This window comes from Devosia sp. Root413D1 (assembly GCF_001425235.1).
GTDB lineage: Bacteria > Pseudomonadota > Alphaproteobacteria > Rhizobiales > Devosiaceae > Devosia_A.
Genome location: NZ_LMEA01000012.1, coordinates 342,289 through 361,735 on the forward strand (window position 1 = coordinate 342,289; position 19,447 = coordinate 361,735).

19 protein-coding genes are annotated in these 19,447 nt (G+C 64.2%); 6 read left to right on the forward strand and 13 right to left on the reverse strand.

Annotated features, from left to right (window positions below; genetic code table 11):
* Positions 1-46: 46 nt before the first annotated feature.
* The 12 genes from ASC89_RS24000 to ASC89_RS24055 form a co-directional block, all read right to left on the reverse strand.
* A complete protein-coding gene (locus ASC89_RS24000) occupies positions 47-1,060 on the reverse strand; it encodes a lactonase family protein (protein WP_055887916.1) in 1,014 nt (337 codons plus the stop codon).
* An 81-nt stretch (positions 1,061-1,141) separates the two neighbouring features.
* On the reverse strand, positions 1,142-1,405 hold the full coding sequence (locus ASC89_RS24005; protein ID WP_056002719.1) for a hypothetical protein: 264 nt from the start codon (positions 1,403-1,405) through the stop codon (positions 1,142-1,144).
* Between the two features lie 96 nt (positions 1,406-1,501).
* The gene (locus ASC89_RS24010) at positions 1,502-2,353 is read right to left on the reverse strand and encodes a sugar phosphate isomerase/epimerase (protein ID WP_056002722.1); all 852 of its coding nucleotides are present in this window, start codon (positions 2,351-2,353) and stop codon (positions 1,502-1,504) included.
* Between the two features lie 23 nt (positions 2,354-2,376).
* The gene (locus ASC89_RS24015; RefSeq protein WP_056002725.1) at positions 2,377-3,510 is read right to left on the reverse strand and encodes a Gfo/Idh/MocA family protein; all 1,134 of its coding nucleotides are present in this window, start codon (positions 3,508-3,510) and stop codon (positions 2,377-2,379) included.
* A gap of 156 nt (positions 3,511-3,666) precedes the next feature.
* Complete coding sequence (locus ASC89_RS24020; protein WP_056002728.1) at positions 3,667-4,716, reverse strand: TIM barrel protein; 1,050 nt, start codon at positions 4,714-4,716, stop codon at positions 3,667-3,669.
* 37 nt (positions 4,717-4,753) lie between these two features.
* Complete coding sequence (locus tag ASC89_RS24025; RefSeq protein ID WP_056002731.1) at positions 4,754-5,824, reverse strand: ABC transporter ATP-binding protein; 1,071 nt, start codon at positions 5,822-5,824, stop codon at positions 4,754-4,756.
* 9 nt (positions 5,825-5,833) lie between these two features.
* Positions 5,834-6,997, reverse strand: coding sequence for an ABC transporter ATP-binding protein (locus ASC89_RS24030; protein ID WP_082533563.1), 1,164 nt, complete (start codon positions 6,995-6,997; stop codon positions 5,834-5,836).
* Complete coding sequence (locus ASC89_RS24035; RefSeq protein WP_156384756.1) at positions 6,990-7,280, reverse strand: hypothetical protein; 291 nt, start codon at positions 7,278-7,280, stop codon at positions 6,990-6,992. The genes ASC89_RS24030 and ASC89_RS24035 overlap by 8 nt, the downstream gene beginning before the upstream one ends.
* A complete protein-coding gene (locus ASC89_RS24040) occupies positions 7,277-8,236 on the reverse strand; it encodes a carbohydrate ABC transporter permease (RefSeq protein WP_055887932.1) in 960 nt (319 codons plus the stop codon). Before ASC89_RS24040 ends, ASC89_RS24035 begins: the two co-directional genes overlap by 4 nt.
* A gap of 1 nt (position 8,237) precedes the next feature.
* On the reverse strand, positions 8,238-9,128 hold the full coding sequence (locus tag ASC89_RS24045; RefSeq protein WP_055888021.1) for a carbohydrate ABC transporter permease: 891 nt from the start codon (positions 9,126-9,128) through the stop codon (positions 8,238-8,240).
* An 81-nt stretch (positions 9,129-9,209) separates the two neighbouring features.
* A complete protein-coding gene (locus ASC89_RS24050; RefSeq protein WP_055887935.1) occupies positions 9,210-10,523 on the reverse strand; it encodes an ABC transporter substrate-binding protein in 1,314 nt (437 codons plus the stop codon).
* Between the two features lie 368 nt (positions 10,524-10,891).
* A complete protein-coding gene (locus tag ASC89_RS24055; RefSeq protein WP_055887937.1) occupies positions 10,892-11,524 on the reverse strand; it encodes a TetR/AcrR family transcriptional regulator in 633 nt (210 codons plus the stop codon).
* Positions 11,525-11,636: 112 nt separating this feature from the next.
* On the opposite strand from ASC89_RS24055, the gene ASC89_RS24060 reads away from it, so the two are divergent.
* The 5 genes from ASC89_RS24060 to ppk2 all read left to right on the forward strand — a co-directional run bounded on the left by ASC89_RS24060 (position 11,637) and on the right by ppk2 (position 17,129).
* Positions 11,637-12,824: a Tm-1-like ATP-binding domain-containing protein gene (locus ASC89_RS24060; RefSeq protein ID WP_056002734.1), complete on the forward strand. Its 1,188-nt coding sequence runs from the start codon at positions 11,637-11,639 to the stop codon at positions 12,822-12,824.
* Between the two features lie 19 nt (positions 12,825-12,843).
* Positions 12,844-13,680: a phosphoenolpyruvate hydrolase family protein gene (locus tag ASC89_RS24065; RefSeq protein WP_056002737.1), complete on the forward strand. Its 837-nt coding sequence runs from the start codon at positions 12,844-12,846 to the stop codon at positions 13,678-13,680.
* Positions 13,681-13,862: 182 nt separating this feature from the next.
* Complete coding sequence (locus ASC89_RS24070; protein ID WP_056002740.1) at positions 13,863-14,273, forward strand: cupin domain-containing protein; 411 nt, start codon at positions 13,863-13,865, stop codon at positions 14,271-14,273.
* Positions 14,274-14,352: 79 nt separating this feature from the next.
* On the forward strand, positions 14,353-16,116 hold the full coding sequence (locus ASC89_RS24075; RefSeq protein WP_055887951.1) for an adenylate/guanylate cyclase domain-containing protein: 1,764 nt from the start codon (positions 14,353-14,355) through the stop codon (positions 16,114-16,116).
* Between the two features lie 89 nt (positions 16,117-16,205).
* On the forward strand, positions 16,206-17,129 hold the full coding sequence (gene ppk2, locus ASC89_RS24080) for a polyphosphate kinase 2 (protein WP_056003213.1): 924 nt from the start codon (positions 16,206-16,208) through the stop codon (positions 17,127-17,129).
* Positions 17,130-17,246: 117 nt separating this feature from the next.
* Here ppk2 and ASC89_RS24085 read toward each other — a convergent pair whose 3' ends face one another.
* Entirely contained in the window at positions 17,247-17,468 is a 222-nt protein-coding gene (locus ASC89_RS24085) for a hypothetical protein (protein ID WP_056002743.1), read from the reverse strand.
* A gap of 228 nt (positions 17,469-17,696) precedes the next feature.
* Between ASC89_RS24085 and sthA the strand changes: the two genes are divergently transcribed.
* The gene (gene sthA / locus ASC89_RS24090; protein WP_056002746.1) at positions 17,697-19,097 is read left to right on the forward strand and encodes a Si-specific NAD(P)(+) transhydrogenase; all 1,401 of its coding nucleotides are present in this window, start codon (positions 17,697-17,699) and stop codon (positions 19,095-19,097) included.
* Positions 19,098-19,447 lie beyond the last annotated feature (350 nt).

The following is a 19,447-nucleotide window of genomic DNA, read 5'->3' on the forward strand; positions in this document are numbered from 1 at the left end:
CCCCCTCCCCCGCCACGCGGGGGAGGATCACCGAGAGGCCGGCGGCTTAGATCTGCAGCAGGGCGACTGGCTTCTGCAGTTTGAACAGCTTGCCGGTAGCGCTCAGGGTGCCGTCGGCGGCGACGTCGAAGACCACCAGGTCTTCGCTCTCCTGGTTGGCGACGATCAGGTGCTTGTCGAGCAGCAGGAAGAAACGGGGCCAGTTGCCGCCGCACGAAATGTTCTGCTTCAAGCTGATCCGGCCATCGGCGGCGATGGCGAAGGCGGTGATCGAGTTGTGGCCGCGGTTCGAAACATAGAGCACGGTGCCGGCGGCGTTGATCTGGATGTGGGCGCCGGTCGAGGTGCCCTTGAAGTCGGCGGGAAGCGCCGAGAGGGTGTTGAGCTCGGCGAGCTTGCCGCCCGGTTCGCGGGCGAGCGCGGTGACCGTCTCGGCATATTCGGTGAACAGGTAGGCGAACTTGCCGTTGGGGTGGAACGCCAGGTGGCGCGGACCGGCGCCCTTGGGCGTTGCGAACGCCGTCTCGGGGCCGCCGACGAAACTGCCGGCTTCGTAGCGAACGCTGCGCACTTCGTCATGGCCGAGATCGACCATGTAGAGCCGGTCGGCCTCGGGGGACCACTGGGTCCAATGGGAGTGGCCCTTGTCATGGGCGTGGGCGCTGCGCAGTACGGTGGGGTCGGATTTCAGCGCACCGGTCGCCGCATCGATCGAGAACACCGGAGTGGAGTCATCGCCATAGTTGGCGACGGCGAGCTTGGTGCCCTTGGGGCTGATGCGGAGGTAGCAGGGGTATTTGGCGCCGGTCGACTGGTAGCCGAGCGCGGTGACGCTGCTGTTGTCGTCGGCCAGTGTGAAGGCGCCGGCCTTCTCGGCCATTTCGTCGGTGACGTAGACGGTGCGCGTCGTCGGCGCGAAGGCAATCCACGAGACGTCTGGCGTGCCGGGGAAGCTGCGAACCAGCTCGATATCGCCGCTGGTGGTGTCGAAGCTCAGCAGCTTCAGGCCTTCGCCGTTGGGACCGGTATAGGATCCGGACAGCAGCACAATCTTGGTCACGCGGCACTCCTCCTCGCGCTCGACGCGGGACGGGGAGCGCCGCGTTCACGCAAGCTTCTTACGAGACTCGCCGGCCGAAATCTATTGCGGCGCCTTGGGTCGCTTCGGGTCGTAGCCGACGCAGGTGGTGATGCCTTCGTCGCGCGAGCAGGTGACGTTGTAACCGCCCGATTTCGAGCAGGTCCCGGTATTGTCGTCGTGCGACTCGTAGGTGCCGCCCATGCTGGCGCAGTTGGCGCCGTATTGGCCCAGACTCAGGGTTTTCGAGGTCTGGTAGACATTGTCGGCAGCACCGACTGCCGTGGTGAGCCCAAGTACAGCAACAAGAACAAGAAGCGTTTTCATGATCGATGTCCCTCATTGGAGCCCGCGCGGGTTGCGCGTCGGGCTTGAGGGTGCGCCGCGGCCGATGTCGTGGCGCTGAACGGCGCGTTCAGGCGATCAGCGCGCCCGGTCCCAGCCGTCCCGCATCAGCTTGTAACCCTGCTCGTAGACCTCGGCTTCCGAGGTGAACAGCGGACGCCAGATCTTGGTGGCGGCGGCGAGGTCCGGCAGGGCCGAACCGAAGGCTTCGATAGTGAGCCAGCCGTCGTAACCGGCCCGCTTCAGGGCGTTGAACACCGACTGGAAATCGATGTGCCCGGCGCCGGGGACGCCGCGGTTATTCTCCGAAATGTGGACGTGGTTGATTTGCTTGATGGTGGCCGGGATCACTGATGTGATCGAGTTCTCTTCGATGTTGAAGTGGAAGGTGTCGTAGAGATAGCCGTAGTTCGGTTCGTCGACGGCCTGCACCAGTTCGGCGGCCTGGGTGGCCGAGTTGAGGAAATAGCACTCGAAGCGGTTGAGCGGCTCGACCGAGAGGGCGACGCCCTGTTTCGCCGCATATTGCGCCGCCTGTTTGTGGATGTCGCGGACCCGGGATTTCTCGTCAGCTGTCGCGCCGCGGCCGGTGAACTCACCGAGCGGCTGGTGGAACGGGCCGGCGGCAAGGGTGCCGCCGAGCGCCGCGGTGCAATCGGTCAGCCATTGCAGGTGGCTGAGGGCGGCGGCGCGTTCCCTCAGTTCGGGGGAGACGGCAGACTTGCCGCCGCCGGGCATGACGCCGATGCCGGTGGCGCCCAGCCCGATATCGCGCAAGCGGCGACCAAGCTTTTCGTAATGATCGGGCGTCCCCTCGAACATCGGGACCTCGACGCCGTCATAGCCCACGGCCTTGAGGCGCTCGATGATCGGCCAGTGTTCGTCGGTGACGTGGGTGGTCCAGAGCAGGAGATTGAAGCCGAGTTTCATTGGTTAGTTCCGTTTGCTTGGCGCTACAAGTTGACCCAGCTGCCCGACTTACCCGAGCTGATGATCGCGTCGCAGAGCTTGTTGGTCGCCAGCGCGTCACGGAACGTCGGGGCGGCCGGTTTGCCGGTTTTGAGGCCCTCGAGGAAATCGGCAGCGGTGTGGGTGAAGCTGTGCTCGAAGCCGATGACCAGGCCGGGCACCCACCACTTGCCGAGATAAGGGTGGTCGCCGTCGGTGACGAGGATGTTGGTCCAGCCGCGCAGCCGGCCCTCGGTGGAATGATCGAACCACTGCACCCGGTTCATGTCGTGCAGGTCCCAGGCGAGCGAGCCCTTCTCGCCGTTGATCTCGAGTGTATAGGCGGCCTTGTGGCCACGGGCGTAGCGGGTCGACTCGAACGTGCCGAGCGCACCATTGCTGAAGCGGGTCAGCACCGCCGCCGCGTCATCGATGCCGACGGTCTGCTTCTTGCCGGTTTCGGCGTGGGTGCGCTCCTTGACGAAGGTCTCGGTCATGGCGGTGAGCGAGGAGATATCGCCGTTGATCCACAGCGCGCTGTCGAGGCAATGCGCCAGGAGGTCGCCGGTGACGCCGGAGCCGGCGGCATCGACATCGAGGCGCCAGGTGCCCTGCCCGCCCTGCGGCACATCGGGCGAAATGGTCCAATCCTGCAGGAACTTGGCGCGGTAGTGGAAGATGCGGCCGAGCTTGCCCTCGTCGACCAGCTGCTTGATCAGCGTGACGGCCGGGACGCGGCGATAATTGTACCAGACGAGGTTGGGAACGCCGGCCTTCTCGACCGCATCGACCATCGGCTGGCCCTCGGCCGCGGTGCGGGCCAGCGGCTTTTCGGTCAGCACCATCTTGCCGGCCTGAGCCGCGGCGATGGCGATTTCGGCGTGAAGGTCGTTGGGCACGCAGATATCGATGGCGTCGATATCCTTGCGCTCGATCAGGGCGCGCCAATCATGCTCGATACTCTCATAGCCCCACTGCTCGGCGAAGCGGCGCACCTTGCTGTCATTGCGCGCCGCCACCGCCTTCAGTACCGGATGATAGCCGGTATCGAAGAAATGGCTGACGGAGGCCCAGGCGTGCGAATGGCAGCGGGCCATGAAGCCGTAGCCGACCATGCCGACATTGAGTTGTTTGGTCATTGGAGTGTTCCTAGTTCGCGGCTACCCACGGAGTCATTCCCGCGAAAGCGGGAACCTCCGTTTGGGCGCACGCCGAGAGATCGCAAACGGAGATCCCCGCTTTCGCGGGGATGACCCGGTAGGTGGGGAAAGTGCAACGCCTCTTCCCCATGACGCCTATTCCCGCCAGCCGTGGGCTTCGCGGACTTTGAGCATGGCGCCGAGGACCTTGTTCCAGGTTTCCTGCTGCTCCATGACGGCGTTGGGGAACATGCAGCCGTCCCAGCAGATGTGACGCATTTTCCTGGTCAGCTCGCCCTTGTCGTCGCGCAGCCAGTAGCCGGCGTGCTTCACCACATCGAGCCGGCCATTGGGGTCGTCGATCTGGCAGTGGCGCCCGGTCTTTTCGTGGTCGCCGGAACCGAAAGTGGTGCCGTCATTCTGGGCGACGTGGAAATCCAGCGTCCAGGGGCGGAGTGCGTCGGCGACCTTATGATAGGCGGCATCGAGCGCCGCCTTGTCGCTCCACTCGAAATCCTTGGGCAGGATACGGTCTTTCTCGGCATTGGCGCCGAGGACGAACAGCATCGAGTGCGCCATGTCGGCCTGGTAGCCAACGACGCCGGGCATGTTGACCAGCTCGAGCAGCTTTACGTTCTCACGCCAGGAATGCATGCCGCCCCAGCAGATCTCGCCTTCGGCGACGATGTACTCGCCATAGTGCTGGGCGATGCGGCCGGCCTCGCGGAAGGTATCGGCGATCTTCCTGGTGTTCCCCGTGGGGTCGGTGTCCCAGGCCTCGACGCCGGTGGAGCTGTCGATGCGGACGCCGCCGGTAGGGCGGATGCCGAGCTCGCGCATCTGCTGGCCGATGCGACAGGCCTTCTCGACCTGGGTGAGGAAGCGCTTGACCTCATCGGCGTCGCCCATGGCGGAGCCGCCACCGGCGCCACCCCAGATTGGGGCAACGAAGCTACCGACCTTGAGGCCGAAGCTCGCGATGTGGTCGGCCATGCGTTTCACATCGTCCTTCGAGCTATCGATGGAAATGTGGGGATCGGCGAGCCACAGATCGACGCCGTCAAACTTCTGGCCATCGACCTCGGCATTGGCCGTGAGCTGCAGCAGCGTATCGAGGGAGATAATCGGCTCGGCGCCGGGAGCGCCCTTGCCGACCACGCCGGGCCAGGTGGCGTTGTGGAGCTTCGGGTAGTTGTTGGATGCCATGGTCCCCCTCCCCTGGGGTCTAAAGTCTCAAAACAAATCAGGCCGCCTGCCCCCTGAGGTTCAGGCCGGTTTTGGCGTCGAACAGCATCACCTTGTCGGGGTTCCAGCTGAAGCGCACGGCTTCCTCGACCTTGACCTCGACACGGGCCGGCACGGCTGCGCGCATCAGGTTTTCGCCGACGCGCAAGGTGACGATCTTTTCGATGCCATGGTTTTCGACGTCGTGGATGCGCGCCTCGTTCGGGGCGCCGGCGGTGACCTCGACGTCTTCCGGCCGGATGCCGAAGGTCACCGGCCCCTCAACCGCGGCGCTGCGGGTGATCGGCATCTCAAAAGCCTGGGCGACGCTTGCCACGTCACCGGCAAGGCTGCCGGGCAACAGGTTGATGGCGGGCGAGCCGACGAAGCTCGCAACGAACGTGTCGCGCGGGTTGGTGTAGACGTCGCGTGGCGTACCGACCTGGACGATCCTGCCCTTGTTGAGCACTGCGATGCGGTCGCCCATGGTCATCGCCTCGACCTGGTCGTGGGTGACGAAGATGAACGTGGCGCCGAGCCGCATCTGCAGGTCCTTGAGCTCGGAGCGCAGGGCCTCGCGCAGCTTGGCGTCGAGCGCCGAGAGCGGCTCGTCCATCAGGAAGACCTTGGGTTCGCGCACGATGGCGCGGCCGATGGAGACGCGCTGCATTTCACCGCCACTCAGACGGTCCGTCTTACGATCGAGCAGGTGCGTGATACGCAGCGTCTTCGAGGCATAGTCGATGCGCTTGTCGATGTCGGGCTGGCTCATCTTGCGCACGTTCGAGCGCAGCGGGAAGGCCAGGTTTTCGCGTACGGAGAGACGCGGATAGAGCGAGTATTGCTGCAGGACGAGGGCGACGTCGCGCTCGGCGGGGCCCCAGGCATCGACGTTCTCGTCGTCGATGTAGATGCTGCCGGCACTGGGCTTCTCGAGCCCGGCGATCATGCGCAGGGTCGTGGTCTTGCCGGCGCCGGTGGGGCCGAGCAGGACGAAGAATTCACCATCGGCCACATCGATGCTGAGGTCCGAGACGGCAGTATGCACGCCGAACCGCTTGGAGACTTTGTCGAGACGGATACGGGCCATGTCGGTCGCCTAGAGCTCCACGTTTTGTCGGGTGATCGGCGTAGGAACGTCTCGCGACCTTTCCTCGTCACGCGCCAGCCGGATGTCGAGCGAGGCGCCCGATTTGGTATCGAAGAAATGCGCCTGCGACGGGTCGATCCGAGCCCAGACCTGGGTGCCGGCCTTGGTCACGAAGCCCGACGCGGTGCGGGCACGCAGGGTTTTTTCGCCGAGCTTGAGATCGACGATGTCGAAGCTGCCGAAGGGCTGGATGATGTGAGCCTCAGCCGGCTGGTAACCCGCCCTGCTGTCGTGGCTGAGCAGCACACCCTCGGGGCGCACGCCGAGTGAGAGATCGGTGCCGGCCTTTTTCTGCTGCAGCATGCCGAGCAGCTCGCGCGGCAACTCGAAGCTGGCGCTGTCGAGAGCGATCCGGGCGGTGCCATCGGCCTCGCTGATCCTGGTGGCGGAAATGTTCATGATGGGTGAGCCGATGAACTGCGCCACGAACAGATTGGCCGGATACAGATAGACCTCGGTCGGGGTGCCGACCTGCTGCAGGACGCCCTCATTCATCACGACGATGCGGTCGGCGAGCGACATGGCCTCGACCTGGTCGTGGGTCACGTAGATGGATGTGGAGCCGTTCTCGAAATGCAGGCGCTTGAGTTCGACACGCATGGTCTCGCGCAGCTTGGCATCGAGCGAACCGATCGGCTCGTCGAGCAGCAAGGCCTTGGGCCGGCGCACCAGGGCGCGGCCGATGGCGACGCGCTGCATGTCGCCGCCCGACAGCGACGAAGGACGTGCATTGAGCATGTGGCCGATGCCTAGAGACTTGCCAACCGAGCGCACGGTTCGATCGACCTCGTCCTTGCTGGTGCCGACGGCGCGCAGCGGGAAAGCGAGGTTCTCATAGACGGTGAAATGCGGATAGAGCGCATAGTTCTGGAACACGAAGGCGATGTCGCGATCAGCGGCGCTGAGGTTCTGGATCGGCTTGCCGTCGAGCAGGATATCGCCCGAGTCGATTTCCTCAAGCCCGGCGATGGCGCGCAGCGTCGTGGTCTTGCCGCAGCCTGAGGGACCAAGGAAGACGACGAACTCGCGATCCTTGACGGTGAGGTTGACATCGCGAATGACGTGAACCGGTCCGAAATGCTTGTCGATATGGCGAAGTTCAATCTCAGCCATGTGGGTGCCCCTTGACCGCGGCCGAGATGGAGACCGGGCCCGTATCGTCCGCGTCAGGCTCGGGACCGTCCGGGGGCGGGATATGTACGGCGACGTTGAAGCCGATGAGGCCGATCAGCATGACGAGGACGGAGTACTGGTGGAGGAATTCGACCCAGGGCTGGCACAGGAACAGTATCCCCAGCAGCATGAAGGCCATCGAACCGGGTTCAAGGATACGGGCGTTGAAGCGTCGAAACGCCTGCTTCTTGTCGCGCTCAGCCTTGGTTTCTTCAGGCGTCATTTGCGGATCGCTCCGAAGCTCATGCCGCGCAGCAAGTGGTTGCGCAGGAGGAAGGTGAAGATCGCGACCGGGATCAGGAACAGCACCGTACCGGCAGCGATGACGGTCCAGTCCTGCAGACCCGTGCCGATCTGGCTGGGAATGAAGGGAGGCGCCGTCTGCGCCCGGCGATTGGTGAGGATGAGCGCGAAAGCGTACTCGTTCCAGGCCGTGATGAAGCAGAATACTGCGGTGGCAGCGATGCCCGTGGCGGCCTCGGGCAGGACGATCTTGAAGAAAGCCTGCATGCGCGTGTAGCCGTCGACCAGAGCAGCCTCTTCATACTCCTTGGGGATCTCGTCCATGAACCCCTTCATCAGCCAGACCGCAAACGACACGTTGAACGCGGTATAGAGAATGATCAGTCCGACATGGGTGTCGTTGAGACCGACCGCTCGATACATCAGGAACATCGGGATAGCGACCACGATGGGTGGCAGCATGCGCGTCGAGAGGATGAAGAACAGGAGGTCGGCCTCGCCCTTCACCCGGAAGCGCGAGAAGCCATAGGCGGTGATCGTGCCCATCGACACCGCAAGGATGGTCGAGGTTATGGCGATGATCAGCGAGTTGATGAATCGATCCGGATAGGCGGAAAAGACGACGTCGCCCTTACCGTCGCGGGCGAGACGTTCGCCGCCGTCGAGAACCAGCCGCTCCCACCAGGGCGCCGCCTCATAGACCTCGGGTGCGACGGGCGCGGTCAATTGGGCCCGCTTGGTGAAGAGCTTCACGAAAGGCGTGATCTGGGGCTCGAAGAGCACCGAGGGCGGCACCGACGTGGCCTGCACGAGCGGCTTGAAGGCCGTCGTCGTGATCCAGTAGATCGGGGACAGGAAGATCAGCGTGACGACGATCACGACAGCGATCGCAATGCGGTTGCCCAGTCGTCCGGAGCGCGTTGAAACGACAGCCATTCTAGCGCTCCTTGGCCTTGTTGAGGTACTTCACGTAGATGTTGGTAATGCACAGCACCATGATCAGCACGATGTAGGCGAGCGCCGAGGCCGGCCCCGTCTGCCACTGCGCGAACGCCATCTTGTAGAGGCGCGACGAGATCAGTTCCGCCTGCGGCTGGCCGGTCATCACGAAGGCGATGTCGAAGGTCTTGAACGCCTCCATGGTGCGGAAGATGACGGCGATCAGCAGGATCGGCGCGACCAGTGGGAGCGTGACCCGAAAGAAGGTGTAGAGCTTGCTGGCGCGGTCGATCGAGGCGGCTTCGTAAAGATGCTTGGGCACCGCGCTGAGACCAGCGAGCGAGAGCAGCATGACGAAGGGCGACCACATCCAGATATCGGTGATGGCGACAGCGTAAAGCGCAAGGTTCGCGTCGGTGAGCCAGGCGGTTTTGCCCAGGCCCAGCGCGTAGTTCAGGATACCCCAGGACGGATCGTAAATGAGCTTCCAGAACAGCCCCACCACGACCGGCGAGAGCATCATGGGCAAGAGCAGCAGAGTGGTCAGCAGCCCCTTGCCGGGGATCGGCCGATTGAGCAGCAGCGCCAGCCCGAAGCCGACGACGAACTGGCCGCTCACCGAGACGATGACATACCAGAGCGTAGTGGCGAAGCTCCGCCAGATCACCGGATCGGCCAGGATGTCGGCGTAGTTCTGGAGGCCGACGAAATTGGCGGCGTCTTTACTCGATGCACGGAAATCGGTGAACGAGAAGCCCAGCGAATAGAGCAGCGGGAAGACGTTGAAAATGATGAGGAACGCGACCGTCGGGATGACGAAAAGGTTCCTGATGGTGATGTCGCTCCAGCCACGCGTAGCCGCTCGCGAAGTCGGGCTGAGCGTCGTCATCATGGTCGTCAATGCATGATCCCCCGATTAGAAATTGGCCCGGAGAGGAGGTTCTCCCCTCCCCGGGTCGCAGTCGTTGGGTTACTCGGCCGGGTAGCCGGCAGCCTTGAGGCTTTCGACCCAGGTCGCGGCGAGCTTGTCGAGCGCCTCCTGAGCGGTGCCATTGCCGTTCACGACATAGTCGTAGAAGCCCTGCTGGCCCTCGTCGAGCAGCTCGGCGTATTCGGGCAGTGCCCAGAAGTCACGAACCTTGAACATGGTCTCGAAGAACGCCTTGTTGTAAGGCGTCGCGTTCTGGAACTCGTCCGACTCGAGGATGGCCGCAGCAGCGGTATAACCGCCCAGTTCGGCCCACTTCTTCTGGGTCTCGTCCTTGACCAGCCACTCGAGGAACTTCATCGCCTCGTCCTTGTTCTGGCTGTAGGAGACCAGCGAAATCCCCTGGCCGCCCAGAGCGGCGAAGTCGTCACCACGCGGGCCGGGCGGGTTCGCAAAGAAACCCATATTCTTGGCCTGCGGATTGGTCGCCTCATTGAGCAGCGACGGGAAGAACGCGAAGAAGTTCATCCCCATCGCTACCTGGCCCTGCGCGATTGCCGTGTTCACTTCGGCAAAGAAGGCGTTGCCCCAGCCCGGAGGGCCGTAGGTATAGAGCTTCTTGTAGTCCTCGAGGCCCTCGGCCGACTCCTTCGAGTTCAGCAGACCTGTGACCTTGTAGTTGGCGTAGTCACCGAGCGATCCGCCATACGAGAAGATGAATGTCTCGGCACCCATGGTGATGGCGTCGCCCGGGACCTGCGTATAGACGGCAGCGCCGTAGCGATTTTCGGCCGGACGGTGGAAGAACTCGGCGATATCGACGAGTTGCTTGAGGTCCTTCGGCACGCCGAGATCGTAGCCGTACTTGGCTTTGAAGTTCGCCATCTCGGTCGGATCTTCGAACCAATCCTTGCGATAGGCCCAGCCAACGGCGTCGCCTTCGAGCGGCACCGACCAGTAGGTACCCGAGCCACCCGGGTACTCCGAGTAGAACTGCATGGTGGCCGGAGCCATTGTGGTAGTGAGGTTGTGAGTTTTGACGAACTCGGTGAGGTCGACATAGTGGCCGCCGGTCGAGCCGGCACCCAGCCACTGGCTGTCGCCAACGACGAGGTCATAGGCGGAACCCTGGGCGTTGAATTCGGTGAACGCCTTGGTCTGGAAATCGGGCCACGGCACAGTCTCGACGGTGACGGTGACGCCGGTCTCTGCCTGGTAGGCATTGACCAGTTCCTGCAGGTAGTTGGCCGGATCCCATTCGGCCCAGAGTATCGTCAGTTCCTGCGCAAGCACAGACGTGCTCGACGCAAGCATCAGGCCCAAACCGGCCAGCATGCCCTTGGTAGCAGTGCGCATTATGGTCCTCCCTCTAGCGCTTCCGACGGCCGGCAGATGCGGCACCAGCCGAAGCCCCTCCTCCTTGCCGGGGGCCTTCACAGCAGCGAACCGGCCAAAAGCTCTCCCAAGCTTCGGCGGCCGGTCGTTCTCTCGCGACGTGCGGGAAACAATGTCCCTCATCGCCGGGACCAGCAGCAGCGACCTCTCCCAAGGCCTCCCGCGGTCACCGGCTGCGGCGCCCCTCAGCGCCCGTCGCACTTGATCCTCCTCCTTGATCGACGTGCGTCAGAACTACAAATTCAACGTTTTGCCAGCCTCGTCAAGCTAACATGCTAGCATTTATGCAAGTCGAGGCCCAGTTTAGGAAAATAGTTTCCCATGCCGGATCAGGCGGCGGACTCCGCGACCGCGGCACGAACTAGCGCGGCGGCCGCCCAGGTCGCGACCTCGGTAGTTTCTTCGAACTCAAGCCCCCACAAGTCTTTGAGAACAATAAGAACTTCCAGACCGTAGACCAATGACAGCGCCTTTGCGAGTCGTTGGAACTTGGCCTCGGGCAATTTATTCTTGAGTGGCGCTATCGCCATTTGCAACAGCTCGACGCGATGGCCGCGCTTGAATGGCGGCTCGGCCCCAAGGGTGCCGGCACGACGCTGCGCCCACTGCTCGAGCGACAACTTGAGCGCCGCCTTGAAGGTCGCCTCGAATTCCGCAACCCGCGGCATAGTGAGCGCCAGGAGGTCGAGGACGCGGGTCTCGGGATCGTCGCTGGCGCTCTGCCAGTTGAGGATCGGCCCCAGCCCCTCATCGACTACGGCGTGGACCAAAGCCGCCTGGCTGGGGAAATAGCGATAGGCCGTGGCGCGCGACACCTCTGCGGCTTCGGCGACATCGCTGACCGAGGGCGTCTGGCCCTGCTGCATCAGCGCGATGGCGGTTTCGAGCATGAGTTTACGGGTGCGCGCCCTGGCGCCTTTCGGCTCGGAAACCTGCTGCTCGTCGGGCTGTGAGACGTCCATATCGAAATGATACGCACATCTCAAAATGCTTTGCAATGGCGGCGGGCCTCTGCCATGACATGGCGGCGAGAACACCGGCGGGGGTCACCCGAACGGTGTCGGGAGGGGTGCGATGAAGCGCATCTATGTGGTCGGCACCGCCGACACCAAAGGCGAGGAACTGGCCTTCCTCGCCGAGAAAATCCGAGCGCTCGGCGCCGATCCGCTGGTGGTCGATGTGGGCATCCGCGCGCCGACCATTCCACCGGAAGTCGGGGCAGCGGAGGTGGCGAAGTTCGGACCACCCGGGCTGCTCGAGGGCACCGACCGCGGTGTTGCCGTGGCCGGCATGGCAGCGGCCTTCGCGCAATTTGTCATAACACGTGATGACATCGCTGGAATGGTCGGCATCGGCGGCGGCGGAGGCACCTCGATCGTCACAGCAGGGATGCGGAAACTGCCGATTGGCCTGCCTAAAGTGATGGTCTCCACCCTCGCCTCGGGCGATGTCGGGCCCTATGTCGGGGTCAGCGATATCGTGATGATGCCGTCGGTGACCGACCTCGCCGGGCTCAACCGGATATCGCGTGTTATCCTCTCCAATGCGGCGCTCGCCGTGGTGGCAATGAGCGCCAACCCGACGATGGTGGAGCCGGCGACCAAGCTGGCGGTCGGGCTCACCATGTTCGGGGTGACGACACCGGCGGTCACCCAGATCGTCGAACTGTTGACCGGGGCCGTTGAACCCTTGGTCTTCCATGCCACCGGCACCGGCGGCAAGACCATGGAAATGCTGGTCGATTCCGGCCTGGTCGGCGCCTTGATCGACGTCACGACAACCGAGGTCTGCGACTACCTGCTGGGCGGCGTGCTGCCGGCGGGGCCGGAACGGCTCGACTGCCTGTCGCGGCGGCCGGTGCCCTATGTCGGCTCGGTCGGAGCCTGCGACATGGTCAACTTCTGGGCGCCCGAGACCGTGCCGCCGCACTATGCCGACCGCCTGTTCTACGCGCACAATGCCAATGTGACGCTGATGCGTACCAGTGCCGACGAGTGCCGGGCGATCGGGGAATGGATCGGTGGCAAGCTCAACGCCGCGGTCGGGCCGGTGCGCTTCCTCTTGCCGCTACGGGGCGTCTCGGCGCTCGATGTCGAGGGCGGTGCGTTCCGCGACGCGGAGGCCGATGCCGAGCTGTTCGAAGCCATCGAGCGGACGGTGCAGTGGAGCGGCGACCGGCAGCTGATCCGGCTCGACTGCCACATCAACGACCCTAGTTTTGCCGAGGCCGCGATGCGCGCCTTTCACGAAATCACCTCATAATAACCTCTTGGGAGACAGCATGGCTGCCATCGCGCGCGCCGAAATCCTCAGAAAATTCCACGACATGGTGGCTCGCGGGCAGCCGATCGTGGGCGGCGGGGCCGGCACCGGCATTTCGGCCAAGGCCGAAGAAGCCGGCGGCATCGACCTGATCATCATCTACAATTCGGGGCGCTATCGCATGGCCGGGCGCGGCTCGGCCGCAGGGCTGCTGGCCTATGGCAACGCCAACGAGATCGTCAAGGACATGGCGCGCGAGGTGCTGCCGGTGGTGAAGCGCACCCCGGTGCTGGCGGGGGTGAACGGCACCGATCCGTTCGTCCTGATGCCGCAGTTCCTCGCCGAGCTCAAAGCCATGGGGTTCTCCGGGGTGCAGAACTTTCCCACCATCGGGCTGTTCGACGGGGTGATGCGGGTCAGCTTCGAGGAGACCGGCATGGGCTATGGCCTCGAGGTCGAGATGATCGCCGAGGCGCACAAGCTGGACCTCCTCACCACACCCTATGTGTTCAACCCCGACGAAGCGGTGGCGATGACCAGGGCCGGCGCCGACATCATCGTCGCGCATATGGGGGTGACGACCGGCGGCGCCATCGGCGCGACGGCGGCGAAATCGCTGGAACAATGTGCTGGGGAGATCGAGGCGATTGCCGCGGCGGCGCGAGGGGTTAGGGATAACGTCATCGTCCTCTGCCATGGCGGACCGATCTCGATGCCTGACGACGCGAAGTTCATCCTCGACCGGGTGAAGGGGTGCCACGGCTTTTACGGGGCGAGCTCGATGGAGCGGCTGCCGGTGGAAGTGGCGATCAAGCGCCAAGTCGAGAGCTTCAAGGGGTTGCGGACGGGGGCTTAGTCGACCGTTCGAGCGCGAGGCGCCCCCACCCTAGCTTTGCCAAGGCCCGTTGGGCCTGGCGGCGCTACCCTCCCCGCAAGGGGGAGGGAGAACGTGGGGCACCGGAGGCGCAGTCGGCTCCCTCCCCCGTTGCGGGGAGGGATCGAGGGTGGGGGGTGCAGAGCCCCAATGTGGAGAAAACAATGGCCGAGAACAATTTTGTCTACCCGCGCGATGTCAGCGCATTCGGGTTCGACTGGGGACAGCTGGCGCTGACGGTGGCGCCGGAGGTGAATGGGGCGAAGCGGTTTTCCGGCGGGGTGGTGGATTTGCCGCCGGGCCAGGGGCACAGCCGGCACAACCATCCGGGGGCCGAAGAGATCATTTTCGTGATCTCGGGCGAGGGCGAGCAGATGGTCGAGACGCCCGAAGGCGTGCCGGTGGTGCAGAAGGTCGGACCGGGCTGCACGGTGTTCGTGCCGGAGGACCGATTCCACTCGACGCTCAATACCGGGACGGGCCCGATGCAGCTGTTCGTGGTCTATTCGCCGGCCGGACCGGAGCTGGCCTTACGTGATCTGCCGGATTTTCGGCTCATCTCGAAAGCAGAGTGAGCTTACGTTTCCACTTCCAAGTAACAACTCCACGCTTTACCCTGAGACAGGGCGCGGTGACTCCGCCTAGGAAGCGGAAATGGAACATGTTTTGTCGCGCCGCCTGGCGGCGGTGTTGTGTGCGGACGTAGCGGGATACAGCGCCCTGATTGGCGCTGACGAATCCGGCACCGTCGCTGCGCTGAAGGGACACCAGACTGCCGTGCTCCAGCTGCTGCAGCGGCATGGCGGGCGGGTGGTCGACCTTGCCGGCGACGGCATCGTCGCCGAGTTCTCCAGCACAGTCTCAGCCGTTGAAGCCGCCGTCGCCATGCAGGCGCTGATGGCCGAGCGCAATGCCGACGTGCCGGCCAACAAGCGGCTGATCTTCCGCGTCGGCGTCAACCAGGGCGATGTGGTGCACGATGATTCCCACATCTATGGCGACGGTATCAACGTCGCGGCGCGGCTGCAGCAGATCGGCGAGCCCGGCGGTGTCTATGTTTCGGGCAAGGTGTTCGAGGAGGTCCGCGACCGGATGAAGACCGGGTTCCGCGACCTCGGCGAGCGCGAGCTGAAGAATATCGCCCGGCCGGTGCGGGTGTTCGAGGTGGTGACCGGGGTCGGCCGAAGTACCAGATCGCCGGAGTTCGGTCCTGTAACGCCGCGGCGGCCGACGGTCGCCGTACTGCCGTTCGACAATATGGGCGGCGACAGCGAGCAGGAATATTTCGCCGACGGGGTGGTCGAGGACATCATCACCGCGCTGAGCCGGTTCCGCGATTTCGCGGTAGTCGCCCGCAATTCGAGCTTCGTCTACAAGGGCCGCGCCGTCGACGTGCGGCAGGTGGGGCGCGAATTGGGGGTGCGCTACGTGCTCGAGGGCAGCGTGCGGCGAGCCCGCGACCGGCTGCGCATCACCGCGCAGCTGGTGGACGCAATGACCGGCGCCCACCTCTGGGCTGACAAGTTCGACGGCAAGCTCGACGACGTGTTCGAGTTCCAGGATCAGATCACCCTCAAGGTCGCCTCGGTGGCTGAGCCGACGATCCGCTGGGCCGAGATCGAGCGCTCGCGGCGGGAGCGGCCGGACAGTGTCGAGGCCTATGACCTCTATCTGCGCGCCCTGCCGATGCACCTGTCGCAGACCCGCGACGCCAATGCCGAGGCGATCGCCCTGCTGCTCAAAGCCATCGAGCTCGAGCCGAACAACCCGACCTTCCTCGTCTATGCGGGCAACGCCATGCTGCACCGCTCGACCATGGGCTGGCCGGCAATCGGCACCGACGACACGGCGCATGGCATCGAGCTGGTGGAGCGGGCGCTGGCCAATGCGCGCGACGACGCGGTGGCACTGTCGCTCAGCTCGATGATGCTGATCCATAACCTGCGCGATTACGACCGCGGGCTGATGCTGACGCAGCGGGCGGTGGAGGCCAACCCCAACAACCTGACGGTGATGATCTTTGCCGGGATCACGCACCTGCATATCGGCAATGTCGATGATGCGATCGCCTTCAGCGAACACGCGATCCGGCTCAGCCCCAGCCTCGATGGGGCGCATTGGCCACTGACGGCGATCTCGCACGCGCAGATGATCAAGGAGAACTACGAGGAGGCGCTGGTCTGGGCCAAGCGTTCGGTTTCGGCCAACCCGAGCTTCGTGTGCACCTACTGGATGCTGGTCGCCGCCAATGCGCATCTGGGACGGATGGACGAAGCCAAGCGCCACCTCCTGACGCTGCGTCGGCTGTCGCCGGGCGTCACCATCGCCCAGGTCTGGGCGGCGCAGCCGCAGAAGGATGCCTCGCGGACCAAAGCGATCCTCGATGGGCTACGGCTTGCCGGCGTCGCCGAGCAATAATCGCTTCGCACCAGGACGGCCCGACATACGGTCACAATAGGTTCATATGGAACGGGCACCCCTCCCCCGAGCTATCCATGGGTGCACCGATGAACGATCACGAAGCCAAGACCCCGGCCGAACTCGAGCGGATCAAGCAGGCGATCGCCGACGATTTCGACGAAGAGCTGGAAATGCAGATGGAAGACGACCGGCTCGATGAGCTGGTCGCCGAGGGGATGTCCGGCCCGGCCGATGATACGATCGACCGCAAGGTGTATTTCCGCGAGCTGTTCCGGCTGCAGCACGAGCTGGTGAAGCTGCAGGATTGGGTGGCCTACAAGAAGCTCAAGATGGTGGTGCTGTTCGAAGGCCGCGACTCGGCCGGCAAGGGCGGCGCCATCAAGCGGGTGACGCAACGGCTCAACCCGCGCGTGGCGCGGGTGGTGGCGCTGCCGGCGCCGACCGAGCGCGAGCGGCACCAGTGGTATTTCCAGCGCTACGTGCCGCATCTGCCGACGGCAGGCGAAATGGTGCTGTTCGACCGCTCCTGGTACAACCGTGCCGGCGTCGAGCGAGTGATGGGGTTCTGCACGCCGGACGAGCTCGAAGAGTTCTTCCGCACCGTGCCGGAGTTCGAGCGCATGCTGGTTCGCTCGGGCATCATCCTCGTCAAATACTGGTTCTCGATCACCGACGAGGAGCAGGAATTCCGCTTCAAAATGCGGCTGCACGATCCGCTGAAGCAGTGGAAACTCAGCCCCATGGACCTCGAAAGCCGGGTGCACTGGGAAGAGTACACCAAGGCCAAGGAAGAGATGTTCGACCGCACCCACACCGAGGAAGCGCCCTGGTGGGTGGTACAGGCGGTGGACAAGAAGCGGGCGCGGCTCAACTGCATTGCGCATCTCTTGAGCCAGGTGAACTACGAGGACGTGCCCAAGCAGGACGTGCAGCTGCCCGACCGGGTGCGGCACGCCGACTACGTGCGCCACGCGGTGAAACCGGAGCTCTATGTGCCGGAGGCTTACTGAGCGAGGCTACCCCGCGCCCTAACCCTTCCGTGAGGTCGCAAGAATATCGCCTACACCCCTTTGAGCTGAGATGCCCCGCTTCATTGTGGGGCAGAGGCCAATCGCTTGACGTGGCTGCTAGCTCATCTCTTTGCCATACGCCGCGTAGAATGCGGCCGCGAGGGTCTCGAACCTGACACTCTGATAGGTTTCCGGCAGGTGATAGGTGATTTTGCCCGGATGCCACTGAATCTTGAGTAGCTTGCGGTCGAGAGTCAGATAGGCGATCGGCGGGAACAGAAATTCCATGCCGATGCCGATGACGTCGAAGTTCGGCTCCCGGATGAATTCCGGTTCCATCGAAACCTCCATTCACGTTGCCTGCGTCCAGGGTCAATTGGCGGGCATCCCGTCATTCGGGATGCTCAAATCGAACCGACAGTTTGCTTATGATCGTACAGTCTCCCCCGCGCCACAATCTCGGACCTCGTATTGAGGGCAGAAAGCGCGGTGCATTCCCGCCATGCAGCCTTTGCCATGTGAGCTTCATCTGCCGCGTGCAACAGTCAGTCTCGGGGGACAGCACACATGGACACTTTCGATCTGATCGTCATCGGCTCGGGTCCGGCCGGGCGGCGGGCGGCTATTCAGGCGGCCAAGCTCGGCAAGGCGGTGCTGGTGGTGGAGAACCGGCTGCGGGTCGGCGGGGTGTCGGTGCACACCGGCACGATCCCGTCGAAGACGCTGCGTGAAACGGTGCTCAACCTCTCGGGCTGGCGCGAGCGCGGCTTTTACGGGCTCGCCTACCGGGTGAAGAAGGAAATCGAGGGCAAGGATCTCGGGGCGCGGCTGCGGATGACGCTCGACCACGAGATCGACGTGCTGGAGCACCAGTTTGCCCGCAACGGGGTGCGGACGGTGGCCGGGCGGGCCCGCTTCGTCAGCCCGCAGCGGATCGCCATCAAGAACGGCAGCGAGGGCGAAAGCGAATACGAAGCCGAGCGTTTCGTCATCGCGGTCGGCACGGCGCCGTACCGGCCCAAGCACATCCCGTTCAACCAGGCCAACGTGTTCGACAGCGACGACGTGGCGTCGGACCCCAAGGTGCCCAGGAGCCTGACGGTGGTGGGCGCCGGGGTGATCGGCATCGAGTATGCGACGATCTTTTCGGCGCTCGACGTGCCGGTGACGCTGGTAGAACCGCGCGAGAATTTCCTCGAGTTCATCGACCGCGAGATCATCGACGAGTTCGTGCACGAGCTGAGGAAGCGCGGCATGCAGTTGCGCCTTGGTGTGAAGGTGGAAAAGGTCGAGGTCGACGCCGCCGGCTTTGCCGTGAGCTCGCTGAGCGACGGGCGGCAGATCCGCACCGAGGCGCTGCTCTACTGCGCCGGCCGGGTCGGCGCGACGGCGGCGCTGGAGCTCGAGGCCTGCGGGCTGACCGCCGACGAGCGTGGACGGCTGACCGTGGACCCGCGGACCTTCCAGACCGCGGTGCCGCACATCTATGCGGCAGGCGATGTGATCGGCTTTCCCTCGCTCGCCTCCACCTCGATGGAACAGGGGCGGATCGCCGCCTGCCATGCGTTCGGCGCGCCGATGCCCCCTGCCCCCGAATATTTCCCCTACGGCATCTACGCGGTGCCGGAGATCTCGACGGTCGGGCTGACCGAGCAGCAGCTCAAGGCCAAGGGCGTCCCCTATGAGTGCGGCGTAGCGCGGTTCCGCGAGACCTCGCGCGGGCACATCATGGGGCTGCAATCGGGGATGATGAAGCTGCTATTCTCGCTCGACGATCGCAAGCTCATGGGCTGCCACATCATCGGCGAAGGGGCGACCGAGCTGGTGCATATCGGCCAGGCGGTGCTGAACCTGGGCGGTACGGTCGACTATTTTGTCGAGAACACCTTCAACTACCCGACCCTCGCCGAAGCCTACAAGATCGCGGCGCTCGATGCGTTCAACCGGATGCCGGGGCGAGCGCACTAACGTGCAGTGTGCTTGGCGCCCCTCACCCTGGCCCTCTCCCCAGGGGGGCGAGGGGACGCACTTTGCACCGGCAGTGCCACATCGCCCCCTCGCCCCTTTGGGGAGAGGGTGGCGGATGAGGCCGAAGGCCTCACCGCGGGGTGAGGGGTAGCCAAGCGCTCGATTCCCAAAATGTCGAATCCCCCAAGGCCGGCTCGACCATCCCTGTGACAAGCACAGGAGATGGACATGGACTGGACGCGTATGGGCATGCAGTGGCCCGAAGACGAGGCCGTCGAGCGGCTGGCGGCCCAACGGGCCTGGGCATTGGGCATCGGGACCAGGATCGAGCGCGGCGATGACGAGTTACG

Excerpts from the sequence above, each read along its gene's own strand:
- ASC89_RS24005 (WP_056002719.1), bottom strand. The coding sequence starts at position 1,405 with ATGAAAACGCTTCTTGTTCTTGTTGCTGTACTTGGGCTCACCACGGCA.
- ASC89_RS24010 (WP_056002722.1), bottom strand. The coding sequence starts at position 2,353 with ATGAAACTCGGCTTCAATCTCCTGCTCTGGACCACCCACGTCACCGAC.
- ASC89_RS24015 (WP_056002725.1), bottom strand. The coding sequence starts at position 3,510 with ATGACCAAACAACTCAATGTCGGCATGGTCGGCTACGGCTTCATGGCC.
- ASC89_RS24020 (WP_056002728.1), bottom strand. The coding sequence starts at position 4,716 with ATGGCATCCAACAACTACCCGAAGCTCCACAACGCCACCTGGCCCGGC.
- ASC89_RS24025 (WP_056002731.1), bottom strand. The coding sequence starts at position 5,824 with ATGGCCCGTATCCGTCTCGACAAAGTCTCCAAGCGGTTCGGCGTGCAT.
- ASC89_RS24030 (WP_082533563.1), bottom strand. The coding sequence starts at position 6,997 with ATGGCTGAGATTGAACTTCGCCATATCGACAAGCATTTCGGACCGGTT.
- ASC89_RS24035 (WP_156384756.1), bottom strand. The coding sequence starts at position 7,280 with ATGACGCCTGAAGAAACCAAGGCTGAGCGCGACAAGAAGCAGGCGTTT.
- ASC89_RS24040 (WP_055887932.1), bottom strand. The coding sequence starts at position 8,236 with ATGGCTGTCGTTTCAACGCGCTCCGGACGACTGGGCAACCGCATTGCG.
- ASC89_RS24045 (WP_055888021.1), bottom strand. The coding sequence starts at position 9,128 with ATGACGACGCTCAGCCCGACTTCGCGAGCGGCTACGCGTGGCTGGAGC.
- ASC89_RS24050 (WP_055887935.1), bottom strand. The coding sequence starts at position 10,523 with ATGCGCACTGCTACCAAGGGCATGCTGGCCGGTTTGGGCCTGATGCTT.
- ASC89_RS24055 (WP_055887937.1), bottom strand. The coding sequence starts at position 11,524 with ATGGACGTCTCACAGCCCGACGAGCAGCAGGTTTCCGAGCCGAAAGGC.
- ASC89_RS24060 (WP_056002734.1), top strand. The coding sequence starts at position 11,637 with ATGAAGCGCATCTATGTGGTCGGCACCGCCGACACCAAAGGCGAGGAA.
- ASC89_RS24065 (WP_056002737.1), top strand. The coding sequence starts at position 12,844 with ATGGCTGCCATCGCGCGCGCCGAAATCCTCAGAAAATTCCACGACATG.
- ASC89_RS24070 (WP_056002740.1), top strand. The coding sequence starts at position 13,863 with ATGGCCGAGAACAATTTTGTCTACCCGCGCGATGTCAGCGCATTCGGG.
- ASC89_RS24075 (WP_055887951.1), top strand. The coding sequence starts at position 14,353 with ATGGAACATGTTTTGTCGCGCCGCCTGGCGGCGGTGTTGTGTGCGGAC.
- ppk2 (WP_056003213.1), top strand. The coding sequence starts at position 16,206 with ATGAACGATCACGAAGCCAAGACCCCGGCCGAACTCGAGCGGATCAAG.
- ASC89_RS24085 (WP_056002743.1), bottom strand. The coding sequence starts at position 17,468 with ATGGAACCGGAATTCATCCGGGAGCCGAACTTCGACGTCATCGGCATC.
- sthA (WP_056002746.1), top strand. The coding sequence starts at position 17,697 with ATGGACACTTTCGATCTGATCGTCATCGGCTCGGGTCCGGCCGGGCGG.